This is a genomic window from Caballeronia sp. Lep1P3 (assembly GCF_022879595.1).
Lineage (GTDB): Bacteria > Pseudomonadota > Gammaproteobacteria > Burkholderiales > Burkholderiaceae > Caballeronia.
Window position 1 is genome coordinate 2,379,315 of the sequence record NZ_CP084265.1, and the last position, 14,356, is coordinate 2,393,670.

At 57.6% G+C, this 14,356-nt stretch carries 13 protein-coding genes; 10 read left to right on the forward strand and 3 right to left on the reverse strand.

All coding sequences use genetic code 11. The features are described 5' to 3' along the window. Positions 1-417 precede the first annotated feature (417 nt). From LDZ27_RS11210 to LDZ27_RS11225, 4 genes are all read left to right on the forward strand, one after another. Positions 418-624 (forward strand): hypothetical protein, encoded by a 207-nt coding sequence (locus LDZ27_RS11210; protein ID WP_244814150.1) that lies wholly within the window; start codon positions 418-420, stop codon positions 622-624. Between the two features lie 565 nt (positions 625-1,189). Further along, the gene (locus tag LDZ27_RS11215; RefSeq protein ID WP_244814151.1) at positions 1,190-1,630 is read left to right on the forward strand and encodes a hypothetical protein; all 441 of its coding nucleotides are present in this window, start codon (positions 1,190-1,192) and stop codon (positions 1,628-1,630) included. A gap of 25 nt (positions 1,631-1,655) precedes the next feature. Next, complete coding sequence (locus LDZ27_RS11220) at positions 1,656-1,982, forward strand: hypothetical protein (RefSeq protein WP_244814152.1); 327 nt, start codon at positions 1,656-1,658, stop codon at positions 1,980-1,982. Positions 1,983-2,150: 168 nt separating this feature from the next. After that, on the forward strand, positions 2,151-3,155 hold the full coding sequence (locus LDZ27_RS11225) for a hypothetical protein (RefSeq protein WP_244814153.1): 1,005 nt from the start codon (positions 2,151-2,153) through the stop codon (positions 3,153-3,155). A 2-nt stretch (positions 3,156-3,157) separates the two neighbouring features. Here LDZ27_RS11225 and LDZ27_RS11230 read toward each other — a convergent pair whose 3' ends face one another. Then, complete coding sequence (locus tag LDZ27_RS11230) at positions 3,158-4,015, reverse strand: hypothetical protein (protein WP_244814154.1); 858 nt, start codon at positions 4,013-4,015, stop codon at positions 3,158-3,160. 826 nt (positions 4,016-4,841) lie between these two features. On the opposite strand from LDZ27_RS11230, the gene LDZ27_RS11235 reads away from it, so the two are divergent. Genes LDZ27_RS11235 through LDZ27_RS11245 form a run of 3 tightly spaced genes read left to right on the forward strand, consistent with a single transcriptional unit; the run spans position 4,842 to position 7,691 of the window. Next, positions 4,842-5,519, forward strand: coding sequence for a hypothetical protein (locus LDZ27_RS11235; RefSeq protein WP_244814155.1), 678 nt, complete (start codon positions 4,842-4,844; stop codon positions 5,517-5,519). 55 nt (positions 5,520-5,574) lie between these two features. Next, complete coding sequence (locus tag LDZ27_RS11240) at positions 5,575-7,146, forward strand: DUF2779 domain-containing protein (RefSeq protein WP_244814156.1); 1,572 nt, start codon at positions 5,575-5,577, stop codon at positions 7,144-7,146. 56 nt (positions 7,147-7,202) lie between these two features. Beyond that, a complete protein-coding gene (locus LDZ27_RS11245) occupies positions 7,203-7,691 on the forward strand; it encodes an NUDIX hydrolase (RefSeq protein ID WP_244814157.1) in 489 nt (162 codons plus the stop codon). Positions 7,692-9,914: 2,223 nt separating this feature from the next. Here the strand turns inward: LDZ27_RS11245 and LDZ27_RS11250 are convergent. Beyond that, a protein-coding gene (locus tag LDZ27_RS11250) for an IS3 family transposase (protein ID WP_244816128.1) occupies positions 9,915-11,125 on the reverse strand; the annotation gives its coding sequence in 2 pieces (ribosomal slippage) (positions 9,915-10,819 and positions 10,819-11,125; 1,212 coding nt in all). 239 nt (positions 11,126-11,364) lie between these two features. On the opposite strand from LDZ27_RS11250, the gene LDZ27_RS11255 reads away from it, so the two are divergent. The 3 genes from LDZ27_RS11255 to LDZ27_RS11265 all read left to right on the forward strand — a co-directional run bounded on the left by LDZ27_RS11255 (position 11,365) and on the right by LDZ27_RS11265 (position 12,935). After that, positions 11,365-11,940, forward strand: a complete 576-nt coding sequence (locus LDZ27_RS11255; protein WP_244814158.1) for a hypothetical protein — start codon at positions 11,365-11,367, stop codon at positions 11,938-11,940. Then, positions 11,937-12,383: a hypothetical protein gene (locus tag LDZ27_RS11260; protein WP_244814159.1), complete on the forward strand. Its 447-nt coding sequence runs from the start codon at positions 11,937-11,939 to the stop codon at positions 12,381-12,383. Before LDZ27_RS11255 ends, LDZ27_RS11260 begins: the two co-directional genes overlap by 4 nt. 108 nt (positions 12,384-12,491) lie before the next feature. Beyond that, the gene (locus tag LDZ27_RS11265) at positions 12,492-12,935 is read left to right on the forward strand and encodes a hypothetical protein (RefSeq protein ID WP_244814160.1); all 444 of its coding nucleotides are present in this window, start codon (positions 12,492-12,494) and stop codon (positions 12,933-12,935) included. Between the two features lie 238 nt (positions 12,936-13,173). Here the strand turns inward: LDZ27_RS11265 and LDZ27_RS11270 are convergent, their stop codons facing one another. Beyond that, entirely contained in the window at positions 13,174-13,800 is a 627-nt protein-coding gene (locus LDZ27_RS11270) for a hypothetical protein (protein WP_244814161.1), read from the reverse strand. Between the last annotated feature and the right edge of the window lie 556 nt (positions 13,801-14,356).

Here is a 14,356-nt window from a genome sequence, read left to right on the forward strand (position 1 = left end):
TGATGGCGTCGCGCGCTGTTATGCAATCGTGTGCGCGACACACGTCTATCCTCTTGACGAGACCGACGTCACGTGAAACAAACGCAGCGAGACTTCAGCGGCCAGTTGACGCATTATGAGGCCGGGTTGAGACATTTCATGTCTTATAAGGATGGCGGCTGCGGCGTCGGTCTGCCAAATTGCCTCGAACGGACAGGTGCGCCGGCGGCTGTCCCTCGCCGGGAACAACAGCATCAGGTGCAGAACGCCCCATCATGCAGCACCTTTTGCGCCTGCTGTCGACTACATAAGCTTCCGGCGCCGCATCGGGTCGTCCCGGCACCATTGCCAAGAAGAAACATTCAGCAATTGCGACACCAGATGTCTCAATCCGGATGAATACTGTCGACCCAGCCCACGTCAGAGGGACATTCCCCGATGCCGTTCGACCGGGAGCTCGCCGCCCAATATTTTCATGTCCAGCCCAAACCGGAAGCGTGGCACCACAACCCGACGAAAGAAAAAAGCCATACCCGCTCGGCCGCCGCACAAGAAAAACGTTCTCGTGTAGTTATCGAGGCACGAGGGAATGCCATTGGCTGTGACGCGACCAGAACAACTTTCAAGACGCACGCTGGAGCCTGAGAGAATGACCCAACCCCATCCCCGCATCGCCTTCCTAGCCGACCTGCTCGGACTACGTCCGCCAGAAGGAGGCAGCGAGCGAAGCCTGACAGAGCTGGTATTAGGCAGACTTGGGAAGAAATGCCAACGCTTGCGCGATGAATTGCCCGGTCTCACATTTTCCGCGAGTGAGGCGACTATCGCGCGAGCTTGCGCCATTCCGAAATGGCGGCTACTTATACACGAGCTCGCGGAACCTACATGCTTTACGAGGTTCCCAAGCGGGCGCTGGTCTGTCGCGGACGTTCTACCGGCTGCTGTCGACGTCGACAGCATCGAAGTTCCGTTGAACGACGGTCAGCGACTTTATGCGCGGCACTTCGCCATGAGACTCGCTAAGGCACTTGCTCTCGAACAACCCGCTGCCCACGACCTGGCCGCACGCCTTTACGGAGCAGAAAGCTGGCTGGCTCTGGTTGGGAATATTCCGTTCCTCGCGCCTGATGAACCCCTATACACGTACCGAAAGACTGACCCCGGGACAGATGCGAGGGCCGCACTGCACTCTTCGACGGGATGTGTACGGTTGGCCGCAGAGCTTACGGCGCTCACATACCTTGCACACCCGGACGCCAGAGCGCATGCAGCACGCCACGCACTCACCCGAAGGCCGGATTTTCTGACCGCCGCACGCATCGCCGTGGACGCGCTTATCGAACAGGGGGCGGACCAGGAGGCTTTGGATTGCGCGAATCGCACGTTGCGCGCCGTATCCAGAACCATCCCCCCAGCCTCTCCAAGCCTTGATTCGTCCAGTGCCGCGAACATCGAATATTTCCGGCTGCGTTGCGCCCGTATCATCGCGCTTAGGCAGCTTGCGCAGTTTGACAATGCCGACGATGAGAAAGTGGAACTGGTTGCGGAGCTCGTCGCGGCAGGTGCACGAGGCGAGGCGTTGGCAACGCAGTGGCTCGCTGAATATAGCGCCGCTCAGGGGCTTTGGCCGCAAGCAACCACGTGCCTGTGATACAGGTCGCGACATGGAGAGCAGCATGACAGTAACCGCCGGCAAGCTGATTTTCCTTAGCGTCGAGTATGTCCGCACCGCGCGGTATCGCACGCGACGCCAAACCGAGAGCCATCGCACCCCGCGCTATCACGTGCGATACCAACTGGAGAACCAATCTGCTCATGAGGCGATGGTCGGCCCAAATCCACGACAGTATCTCGTGGCTCACATTCGTGCGAGCAAGCTCGGGGACATAGTCGAGGTGAGGCTATCCAAAAGCGGGACCGACATCGTCGATTGGACAAACAGAACAGACGAAGAGCTTATGAGGGACTTTGGCGGAACGTGGTTCGAGCAGTGTGATTTGTGAATGACAAAAGCAAACAAAATGGCCAGTCAGCTAGGCGTAGCCGAGAACCGAGACTGAGTGGCAGCGGTTCGAATCGCAAGGCCCTCGGGCTGACGAGACGTCTAACATTTGAGACACGGTTTGTCTTGTTCTCAGCTTACGATTCAATATCAACACGAGACGGAGAAAGTGAACAAGGTGAGCTACAAGCGATTCTTTGCGCTCTGTGAGGTCGTTGGCCTTCCCGCGCCCGGCACCGTCAAGGCCGAAAAGCTAATTGAGATAATCGAAAAACGTCTGCTCATCAAGAGCGAACGCCTCTCTCAGGAAGTCGAGGGTCTGAGCTTCGAGGGCGCCCGGGATGCAGTGGCCGCAGCCTGTCAGTCTATTCACTGGGAACGGTTGACCAGGGCGTACGGAGCAATTCGCAATCAGCAGTACCTGGTCAATGGAGCGTGGGACGTCATCAGCAGCCTGCCGGCAACGTTTGAGCCAAAGCCCGAAGACATTCCGCTCAATGCGATGCGCCGCATAATCATCCGGGAGTTCGCATCCGGTATGCAGGCAGCACTCCGGCTCGAAGCGCCGGCTGCTCACGACCTCACGGCGCGACTGTACGGAGTACCGGACTGGTTCACACTGACGGGACCGCGTGTAGTCATGTGCCCGGCCACGCCACTCTACCAGTATCGCGAACGCGCCACCGTCGACGGAACTGTCGCATTCCTCGAGCCAAGCTCTGCCGCATTGATTGCCGAAGAAGAAATTGAGGCGGAGACTGCCCTATGGAACGCGGATAGGCGCGCCGACATCGCAATGCACCACCTCGCCCACCGCGCCGACCTGTTGGCGGCAGGGGCAATCGCTTGTTCATCGGCAATCGAAGCAGGAAGGTATGAGCAGGCACTATTCTGCGCGAACCGCGTCATTCAAGCCATGAAGCCGGTGCTCCCTGCCGAGCTTGCCCCGCTTTCCATGCGCTCGCGCAGCAACCTCTACTGGCGAGAGGTCTTAGGAGCATGGGTTGCCGCTGTTCGCAAGCTTGGGCCGGTGGCAGAGGCATCGCGCCGTCAACAGCGTTACGTATTCCGCGCGCTGGAGAGGTTTGACGCAACGCGAAACGTACGGGAAAACGGCTCTCCAGCCACACCGCTTGCTCATCGGAGCATGTTCAAGGTTGTTGCGGTTATGTAGACCTAATGTTCAGGCGCCTCGCCCACGAGCAAACGCTCATTCGACGCGACGGACCTGACACCCTGCCGCACCAGCAGGAAAAGCCCCGCCTCGACGTAGGCAACGCTTTCCTGAGGCATTTGCGCTCGTTGGAACGCTCCAACTTCCTTCATGAAAAACTCATAGCCCCGGGGGTTCAATGCAAATCCTAGACCTTGACAAAGTACGTCATCGAGAACGGCAAAGCGTTCCGGTTGCAACATTCTAAGATGCTTACTTGCGAAAGAAACCGCTAAACCCTTGATGGCGACTCCTTTCTCGATGGCGCTTACAACATCAAGCGCCGGCACCGCCGAGAGCCACTCTTTAAGGTGATTTCGTAAAGTCGACCGTTGTTGCTTCAGCAAGTTGCCCCACACCCTGCCGCCCGCGCCCCAGTCATGCACACTTTGACTGAAGGCAAAGCAGTCATCTTCCGTTGAAGTCTCCGAGATGATGCGCTGTAGCAACTGCCGCCCCACAGATTCTGTATCGGCGGTTTTTTGGATTGCTTTTTGTTGGTTGATAGCGCTTTCCAGCGCCAGCTTCGAAAATCCAAAGCATCCGAACGTTAAGGTCGGGGTGGAGTATGTTCCCGTACAGGCATCGAAATCGCGGACGGTTCGCATGGCTCCGTCATCGCACTGGTACGGCCACTGCACGCTCGGCGTATCCAGAATGGCGGCGTCACAGACAGGGCAAATTGAAACCCACTCGGTGTTTTCAAATTTCCCAAATTTGGCCGCGCTCTCGCCGTCCGCTAATGTCTGCACCGCTTTTCTTAGCGTTCGGCCATTGATTTGGCCAGCCACTGACGGGGTACAACACTTCAATCTATTCATCGGCACTCGCTTTCGTAAGAAGTTGCGTCAAAGAGAAGCCCGAGGGACAACATCACACCTGGTGCGATGTGTCAACTCCGACGTCGGTCGGAATTGGAGTCTTTCACACCACTAGGTTCGCGATAGGCTTACCGTCGTCGTTTCTTTGATATCGCCATACAGGGGCCGCGATACGGAGCTGCTCATCTTCGTTTACGTCCGCTCAGACAATATCTTTAGGGCGACCCAGCGCCCGCGTGAATGAAGGAGACGGATTAGATGCAGCTGCAACTGCAGCGGAGTGGGAATGTCACTTACAACGACCGTTCATACGCTTCTCAAGCGCCTAGCGCCGACGAAACAGCGACCTGTGCACAGGAAGAGCCGTCCCCATCTGCCCGGTCGCCACAGGATTATTCCGAACGATGCCGCTACTAAATAGACGTCTGCCTAAGTTTCATCCCGTCCAAGTTTCATCACGCTACCTGTCGAAGGCAAACACTCATGATGCGCATACCGAACGTCTTCCCCGGACAAAGACAAGCTTAGCGGCGCATCGGGACATTTCCAGTCCCAAATCGACGGTCCAGCCTCACAGGCGCTCAATTCTTCATCTGCCCATGCATCCTAGCCAAAGAAATAAACACATAGTTTGAATTGAGACGACATTTGTCTTTTTACGCAGTTACCATTAGTCTTGCTGTCAAGAAAGGGGCGACAGATAGGCAGATGCAAGCCCCATCGCCGAATCAATTGAGGTTCACATCATAGACCGCGCCCGTCCGCACGGATGCCTGACCAATCCGCGCCAGAACTGTCACTGTCATCAAAGCCCATCCATCTTTCAATGAGCACCCTCCAAAGTCGCCTGAAGCTTTTCAACGCGAAAGAACGTTTCGCGCTCGTCAGCCACATTCTCGGGAATGCGCACTTCGAACCCGCCGCCGATTTCATGCGGAACATCAAAGAGTTATACGGCGTGAGTTCAGCGCCGTACGACATTTATGGCGCGATGGAGTACCATCTGGACTGGTTGTATGCGGCGCTTTTGAATCCGGAAGTCGGCGCTCCTATCCCACTCGTCATTGGCGAAGACGGCGGCTATGGGCCGGTCACGGGCTCGCAAGAGGACATCGACTTCCTGGTGTGCTTCTCCCTCGACGAAAATTCGGTTGATGCCGTGCAACCGGTTACCTACCTTGTTCTCATCGAGGCAAAAGGCGTAACGAACTGGGAGACGCCGCAGCTCGCGTCGAAACTTGCGCGCTTCCGGACGATGAAGGCGGCCTTCGAGGCAAACCCGAACGTCCGCACCAAATTGCTTCTCATGTCACCGACCGACCCACGACTGGCAAACCGTCAGAATGAGGCGCTACGGCAAGTTATCGCAGATTTTGAAGACTTCGGTTCAATCGACTGGTTGCCGATACCGATGGAAGCCGCCTATCAAAAGGTGGTCAGATGTGACGCGAATGGGGTACCGACCAAGACGGCCCCAACGCATTGGAAAGTTCAACTCCGCTAGCACGGTCGGAATTTGAGACTACCCACCAGGTCACCACACCAATCTACGAGCGCGAATGAATCAACCTTATCGGCTGTCCAAATCGAAGATTCTCTCCGGACTCCAATGTCCGAAACGCCTGTGGCTCGAGATGCATAGGCGGGACCTTGCGCAAGTCTCACCTGGGAGCGAACACATATTTCGACTCGGCCACGTACTGGGAGACAAGGCTCGTGAAATCCTTGGTCCTGGCGAACTCATCCGGCATGAGACCGACATTGCGCAAGCTCTGTCTGAAACGCCGCATGTACTTGCCCGCAACGGGGCTAACCAGAGCTTTGTGTACGAAGCGGCGTTTTCGTATAAGGGAGTAGTCTCGCGCGCCGACGGGTTCGTCAAGCTCGACGACGGCTGGCGTATGGTCGAGGTCAAGGCGTCGACTGCAATCAAGGAATATTACCTGCGGGACTGCGCTGTCCAGTCATGGGTCGCCGAAGGTGCCGGCTATCCGGTACGCGAAGTACATCTCGCGCATCTGAACAGCCAGTTCGTCTATCGGGGTGATGGAGACTACCGAGGTTTGTTGACACTCGTCGATGTTACGCAGCGAATCCAAAGTTATAAGAGCGACGTAGGGAGCCGCGTCGTGGATTTCCGTGTCATGTTGTCGGGAGCAGAACCTGACATTCAAACCGGTGACCATTGCGGAGCGCCCTTCGAATGTCCGTTCATGCATTATTGCTCGGCTCAGGAGCCCGCATCACCCGACCATCCTGTCGAGATATTGCACGGCAACACGGCAAGGCGCCTGCGTGCCGACGGCTATGACGACCTTCTCACCGTGCCGGCTGCCGCCATCTCGAGCGCAAGCCAGCGCGTTATCTGGCGTGCCACTCGGTTGAACGAAGTCTATTACGATGCCGACATACAGAGGGAAATCAAAACACTCGCGTATCCCCGGTACTTCCTGGACTTTGAGACCGTCTCTTCGCCAGTGCCGCTTTGGGCGGGGATTCGGCCTTACCAGCAAGTTCCCTTTCAGTGGTCATGTCACACCGAAAGCCAGGTCGGAACGCTGACGCACCAGGAATTCCTGGATGTCTCAGGGAATCCTCCTGTCGAGGAGTTTGTTCGCAGCCTGCTAGCCAGCCTAGGCAGCACAGGCCCTATTCTCGTCTACAACGCGAGCTTTGAGTCAAGCCGCATCCGTGAGCTCGCCCAGTTGTTTCCTGAGCACAGCACACGGTTGACCGCGTTGCTCGACCGAATTGTGGACCTGCTGCCACTCGTGCGTAAATATTATTACCATCCCGCGATGAAGGGGTCGTTCTCGATAAAGGCCGTCGTGCCGACGATGTGTGCGGAACTCAACTACGGAGCACTCGATGAAGTTGCCGATGGCGGCGCCGCTCAGCGCGCGTGGTGGGACCTCGCCGACCCGGCATGCAATAACAAGCGAGCGGGAGAAATACGCACGGGCCTACTTCGTTACTGCAAATCCGATACGCTCGCAATGGTCGCTGTCTCGCGATATCTCGCCCGGGGCAACCCCGTCAAGCTGGATGAGTTGGGTCATATCGAGACCACTTCGTCCATCGTGTTAGTGCGCCACGACGCTTGCACGAACACGGTGCGCGAAGCCAGCTAACATTTGTCTATCTCGCACGAGTCAACCAGTCGAAACGACATCAAGGGAACCAGCGCGTGACCATCACTTACCATCCCAAGCCCAACGACGCCGGTCAACCAGCTCTGCTCAAAGCGCCGAGTACACCCACGCCGTTCGCTGCTTGGGAAGACCCCAACTCAGTCGCTTCCGTCGTCCCCGGCGGAAACATGCCGGCCCAGATAAATGGCATTCCGTTCACTGACTGGCCAAGCCCGCCCGAGTCGCCCGAAGCGTGGAACAGCGTGGCCGGACAAGCCGTGATTATCGAGCCACGATTCGATTGCCCCATGGGTGAGGCAGAAGCGGCCGGCGTGGTTGTGTGCGAACCGGACGGACGAATTTGGCTGGTCGCGCCTTCCAACGGCTATGGCGGTTATCACGCAACCTTCCCGAAAGGCCGCATCGAGAAGGGTGTCAGCAGGCAGGCGAACGCAATTCGCGAGGCATTCGAGGAAGCCGGGCTGCAGGTGGCCATTACCGCATTCCTCGCCGACTCCAAGCGGTCGCTGACTCACATGCGGTAACACCTGGCTCGCCGCGTGGGAGGTACTCCCGCTGCAATGGGGTGGGAGTCGCAGGCGGTCCATCTGGTTCCGCGCGGCAAACTGGGCCAACTGCTCAATCACATCAACGACCAGCCGCTGATTGAGGCGCTTGAAAAGACAGGTGACGGCCATCGAGGTCGGGGCCCATCAGGCTCGGCGACCGTCAGTGGTCAACTTGACCGCAACGACACCCGTCTAGCCTGACTTATCCCCACCTTTTGTTTGCAAGGCTGTGGACAACTTGGGTACACGTCGACCAAGTGTCTGACACCGAACAACTATCTTGCCCCGTCGAAGGTGCGAGCACACCCGCCAACATGTGGGCCCATGTAATCTGGTCGACACTTGAGCGCGGGCATAGCTCAACGCACCCACGCCGGGTTCGCCGAGCAGATACGCTAGCCTCGGACGTGATTAAACTTCCCATCGGCGCGCCGCCTGCGAGGTCAGGACAGCGTTCGGTTACGCAGCGGCTTTCAAATCCGCTAATTGCCGCCGTTTGATGCCCAAGTCGCTCCACAACTCCGGGTGGCACGTGAAAACCAGAATCTAATGCCGGCTTCCCTTAAGCGCGGCCCGGTTGGCGGTCTCCGTTTTTTCGATGGCCGCTCGCAGCCGGTCGATTTTCGCCTTGTTGAGCGCAATCTGGCTGTTCAAGTCCGTAGCCACGATGCCGCGTTCGCCAACTCAAGCATGCAGTTCGCTCTCTCCTAAACCCTCTGGGCCGGGGGCTAACGCGGGTCACAGCGACGCAATTCACCGTGTCGGCCGCGCCCGCCACAACTCGCTTATTGAGACATAAAATGTCCTGATGCAAGAATACAATACGATATCAGCAGTCAACATACCGTTCGGACGGTCGGAACCGCCATGCCCACACTGATTGCTGCTGCACGCAACTCAAATATGAGCGACTTATTCTCGTCGCCGCGCACTATCGCCTGACAACCGACGGATACCTCATCGGGTAGGCGTTCGAACAAAACATAAGAACCTGAGAGAACGAGAGGAAACCCAGTACAAAGGGAGTCGGCGCCGTCAGAAGTCCTTACACCGCCCAAAACGTTGACGGCGCAATCGCTCACCTCGAGCGAGCGTTATCGCTGGAAGAAGCTCATGCTTTGTTCGGTCGGACTTACTGGCACATGCGAGTTATACAGATAAGCGCGACACCTGGGTTACCGCACACGCACCGGGCGCGGCTACAGCGCCTGTTGGACCTGCTCGCGGACGTCTCGAAGGCTGTCGCGAATCTTGACCCGGCTAACGACATTCCCCGAGTTGCTAAGGCAACGGTTGTCTAAAAAAAAATACTCGCCGAAATCAGGACTTTCCAGGTTTGCTTGCAAGCCCTTTGCCAGTGCAAGCAAAGGCAGCACGAGCACTCGTTGGGATGCGACGCGTCCTTTCTTTTTCTTGACCGTGTGGGGATTCGAGGAAGTCTTAATGAGCGGTAGAGTTTTTGTCGTGAGCCACGCTTGGCTGGCGGGTCATCTCAAAATAATCGCGTTTGGGAATATGCCATCGCCTACAGATGCCGCACTCGACAACGCGGTGGACCCAGGTTGCCAGGTGCTTTTTCATATTATCGCGGGGCGGCCGGCGGAGGTTTCTCGTCGCACTTGGCATGAATTGCGCTACTGTCCGGGTACCATGGGCTGGCTGCAGTGCTCGGCAGATTTGGCCATCTTCACCTTGCAGCGAATCGCGGTGCAGGCACTGGAAGAAGAGAAGTGCACGGCCCGAGTCCGCACCGGGCGTATAACGAAAGGCATTCATTCAAAACCTCGTTCCGATTCGAGCGTTGTTAGTAACCTTCACGGTATGGAGGTATCAGCCAAGACTCTCCCTACGGTGCGCTCTCACGGCAACGGCCAAGCACTGGCAATACGCGGACTCGGCGAGAGAGAAACTTGCTCTGCATGCCGGAGCGCAGTGCCCCCCGGCGCAGCTCGGTGCGCTGCGTGCGACGCTGCCCTCGTCCGTTTCTAGCTTCGCCGAAAGATAGACGCTATCACTTCTAGGTAACCTTTTCCTCACACCGCCAGGTCTGAGCTTCCGGCTGTAAGTACCTAATTGATTTAGAATTCGACACTTGGGCAGTGGCCCGCCATGCAGGATGGCGAACACCCTCCTGAAGTCCCGCAGCGAGTTGTCAGTCACGTGGAAAGTGGATTTGCCCCTGTACCTCCGGACACCGCCTCACACTTGAGTTGATGAATCGGTCCTGCGCCTGAACTCGCGTGGCGAGCGGTACTTCAGCGCACTATGAGGATGACGCTCGTTGTAGTGCTCAAACGCGACGGCGAGATTGTGCGCGGCAGTTGCCGCGTCGGGCTTCGGCATGAAGGCGACATAGTCACGCTTCATCGTCTTCACGAAGCTTTCCGCCATTCCGTTACTTTGCGGGCTGCAGACCGGCGTGGTCAATGGTTTTAGCCCGATGTACGATGCGAAGCTTCGAGTCTTTTCCGCCGTATAGCCCGAACCATTGTCCGTCAACCACTCGATTTCAGCCGGCGCCTTCAAGGCTTTACCGAATCGGTTCTCGACAGCTGCAAGCATCACGTCACGTACCACATCGCCGCTGTGACCGCCGGTCGTCGCCGCCCAGCTCATCGCTTCACGGTCGCAGCAATCCAAGGCGAACGTCACGCGCAATGGCTCACCGTTGTCGCAGCGAAACTCGAACCCATCAGAGCACCACCGCTGGTTGCTCTTCGCCACCGCGACCTTGCCATCGTGTCGACGCTGCGGCCGTGGTGGCGAAGGTTTGCGTTGTAGCAGCAAGCCGTGAACGCGCATCACCCGATACACGCGTTTGGCGTTCACTGGAGCCATATCCCGGCCCTCCCTTTTACGGCGCAACATACCCCAGACCCGGCGATAGCCGTAGCTCGGCAGGTCAGTAACGGTCTGCCGAATCTCTTCAACCAGGCCGACATCTTCCGTCTTCCTGGCGCTGCGCCCATCCTGCCAGTCGGCTGGACGAGCAAGCCTTGCCGCCACATTTGAGCGCGCTACACCGAGAACGTCGCAGACCTGCTTCACTGCTCGTCCCCCGGCAATGAGGGCGAGCGCGCAATCCATTTTCGCGACTTCGCCACCTCCACCGCCTCACGAAGAATCTCGTTCTCCATGGTTTTCTTTCCCAGCAAGCGTTGCAGTTCCCTGATTTGCTTCAGTGCATCGCTCAACTCGGACGCGGGCACCACTTCTTCGCCGGCGCCAACGGCTGAAAGACTGCCGTCCTGATATAGCTTGCGCCAGTGAAATAACTGGTTCGGATTGACGCCGTGCTGGCGTGCAACCATCGAGACGGACTTACCCGGCTCGAAACTCTCTCGCACCATCGCCAGCTTTTCCTCCGCTGACCATCGCCGCCGGCGCTCCGGCCCCGTCAACACTTCCATCACTTCTTGCTTGGTGTTAGTCAAAAACACAGTCGTATGCCTACCCGCTATTTTAAGTGGGAGACTGTGTCCGGTGATTCAGGGGGCTACTCCAGAAAGGGCCAACCCATGCCTGACGATATTGAATCCGGCCAGACCCACTTCTGGTGGCCTGCATGTTCAAAGCGACCTTTCGTCCTGAAACACGAAATTAAAAAATCGAGCCACCGAATGTCTCAACCCCAGCGCAAACTAGCGTCTTGCCCGCGTTCCCGTCGTTCGCAGGCTTTGAGACGCGACGCGCGCTGCTGCTCGAATTTGCTAAAGCTTACTGGCAGACCCGAGGGTTTCCGCAGTTGCCGCGTAATCAGGCGTACCGGCTCGTCGATTCCTTTATCAAATGGCTCCGGACACGCGCAGGCGGTCGCCCCGCGCTGGCGCAGGCCATCCGCAAGCACGGCCACATCATCGTCAACGGCCCGACCCTGGACATGCTTGGCGAATTGCGCAAGACCGTGCCGACCTGGTCCACGCAGATGACGCGTGCTGAAACTACCGACGCCTACCGCTCGGTTCAGCGAGCTGCGCCAGCCGCGGGGTCTTACTTGCTGGCCGCCTGCCAGATGAGGCCGACGAGCTGGTTGCCGCCACCGACCGGCCTGAGCCCTCACATGCATGATGGCGAGCGGCAGGACAATGAGACCGAGGAGCGTTTCATTCTGGTCTCCTGTTTTCCAACATCGTCATTAGAACTCCGGCGAGGGACAGGTTCGGTCCTCACGAATGGGCACAATAGTGGCAATAACACATTGCACATCAAGGAGGTCCCAGCTTGAACGACACCCCCGCCCTGAGCGCAGAGTTCAGTCGTCTGGCCTTTCGATTGGAGAGCGTCTTTCACGTCGACGCGATGCTCGACGACGGGCGCCTGCCTGCGGATATCAGGAAGGCATTCACGGATGATTTCGACTCGGTGATGCTCGCACTGCGCCGCGATTTCCTCGAAGGACGGGCAGACCAACCCGCCAACGCGGAGCAGTTGCACCAGAAGATTGAATCCTTTATCGAGGACGAGAACGGCGAGCTCGGCTGGCTGGTCAAGGCCCGGCAGCGCGAGTTCGTCGTAGTCGGCAATGGTGAAGTTCACTTTTCATGGGCGCCGGTGCGCACCGCCTGGTTTCACGCACCGAGCTACGAGGCCGCACAACGCGCGGCGCTCGAGTGGGCAGAACAGTATTCGCGAGAAGTCTGGGGCGAGGCGGAGGACGACGAAGCCTGAGCCGCTTGGCCGGTCGCGGTCCCTAATCAGCAATGATGCCAGCGAAGAAGAGACAAAATTTGTCTCGTTTGTGGCCGACAATTCTGTTTATTGACAAGAGGAGACCAGATGACCGGCACGCCCATCCAATGCTTCATCCGTTGCAACGCCCTCTCGGTGCGCCTCGAGCGCATCATGCATCTCGATTCCATGCTCGTTGACTGGCACTTCTTCGACCCGACCCGTTCGGAAATCAAAGCCGAACTGTCCGATGCGCGAGATGCCCTGCTCGTTGGCGGCTTGCAACTGCCCGGCCTTGAAACGGCAAACACCATCGACGACTTCGAGGAAATCCTGCATAACAACGTATTCGACCGGGAGCAGGTGCTCGGCTTCCTCGTCAAGGCGCGCCAGCCGTACTTCCAGGTAGATGGCGAGCGGCTCGGTTATTCCTGGGAAGTGAGTCGCGACCAGTGGTTTTACGCACTCACCTTCGAAGACGCACTCGAGAAGGCCTGTACCTGGGGCCAAGCCTTCCACGACGAGGCTTGGGCTCGGGCACGCGGAGAGTAATAAGCCGCGTCTGTTTAGGCTGCGGCATTCGCGTCCCCGGCGATACCGAACCGCGTCGACGAAGAGCATGACAAGAAGAACGACTAAGCTCGCGGCTAGCGCTACGCCCAGCATCGCGCCGAGAATTTGAACGCAGCCTTTGAAGGACCGCTGTCAGCGCGCAGAACAAGCGTGGCCAGTGCGGCCATGAAGCCTCGCCGCCACTTAAACCGGGCAGCGCTCCGCTCGTCTGGACTGCTTACGCGGCCTTCGCGAGATGTTCCGCGCGGGCGATGACGTCGAAAATCACCGCCTTCGTTCCATGCTTGGCACAAAATGCCTTAATGGCAGCCTGCGCTTTCTCATACTGTGTAGCGGCTCTCCCATGGTCGGCTTCGGATGACTTATAGTCGAAGTCCTTCTTGAGAAGTTCCTCGGCCAACTTGATTACCGGCTCGTTGAGCGTCGCATCGCCTTTTTCGTAGATAGCCTCGGCGAGTTGTTGGCCCAACTCGGGATGCGCGCGGAGCGCCTTAATGGCCAAATTTACGAAGCGCCGAGCGGAATGCACCGAAAGCGCCGGCGCCGAAGGTTCACGTGCCGCGTTCCAATCAGTCATTAGAAGCTTTTCTGCAACAACTCGAAGCTTCCAAACTTTACCCGCACGAATTTCGGCGATGCTGGGATTGCCCGCCTGAATGCTACTGATAAGCTTGCTATGCCACGATTTCAGAACTTCGCTAGGCGACTTCGGGTCTGGCGCGAGGTAACCGGTGCTCACACGCACATCATCGTAAAACACTCCGGTTAGCGTCTGCTCGGTAGTCGGGTCGAAGAACCACCTGGTAGCCGGCTCGATTTGAGCTTCGAATTCGTCGATATTCACTCTCGCCCCTTAATTGTGATAGGTGCTTATTTTAACCTGAGCTCACCGGATTGCGAACGAAAAGAAGAACGGAGAGGCAATCATGGAAAATAGCCATAAACCCGGGCCGGGCAACAGGAAAAAAGGGGCGGCTGAACAGCGGCGCTCAGCGAGCGCCATACACGTGCAAGAACGTCGACGGCGCAATCGCACACCTCGAACGCGTGCTTTCGGTTAAGTGTGACACCGGGGCTCATGCATTCTCAGCGCGTACATCTGCAGCGACTGCTTGACCTTCTCGATAACGCAGATACTACGTCACTCTTTCGAAGACGCCAGCCTGAAAACGGTCCGGCCCGACCGCTCTGCATCTGATTCGGAAGAAGTTCGACTTTCAGCACCTAGAGAAGAGGTAAGCCAGCGAACATCAACGACAAGGTCCAATTGTCGCCTATCCAGCTTACGGAGGTGTCTTCGACATCTCCGATGCGCATTGCATCAACGAATCCCGGCAGATACCGATACCCATTGTTTCCCTGTTTGGCGGCCACGAGGCGGTCCGAAAAAGAAACTCAAT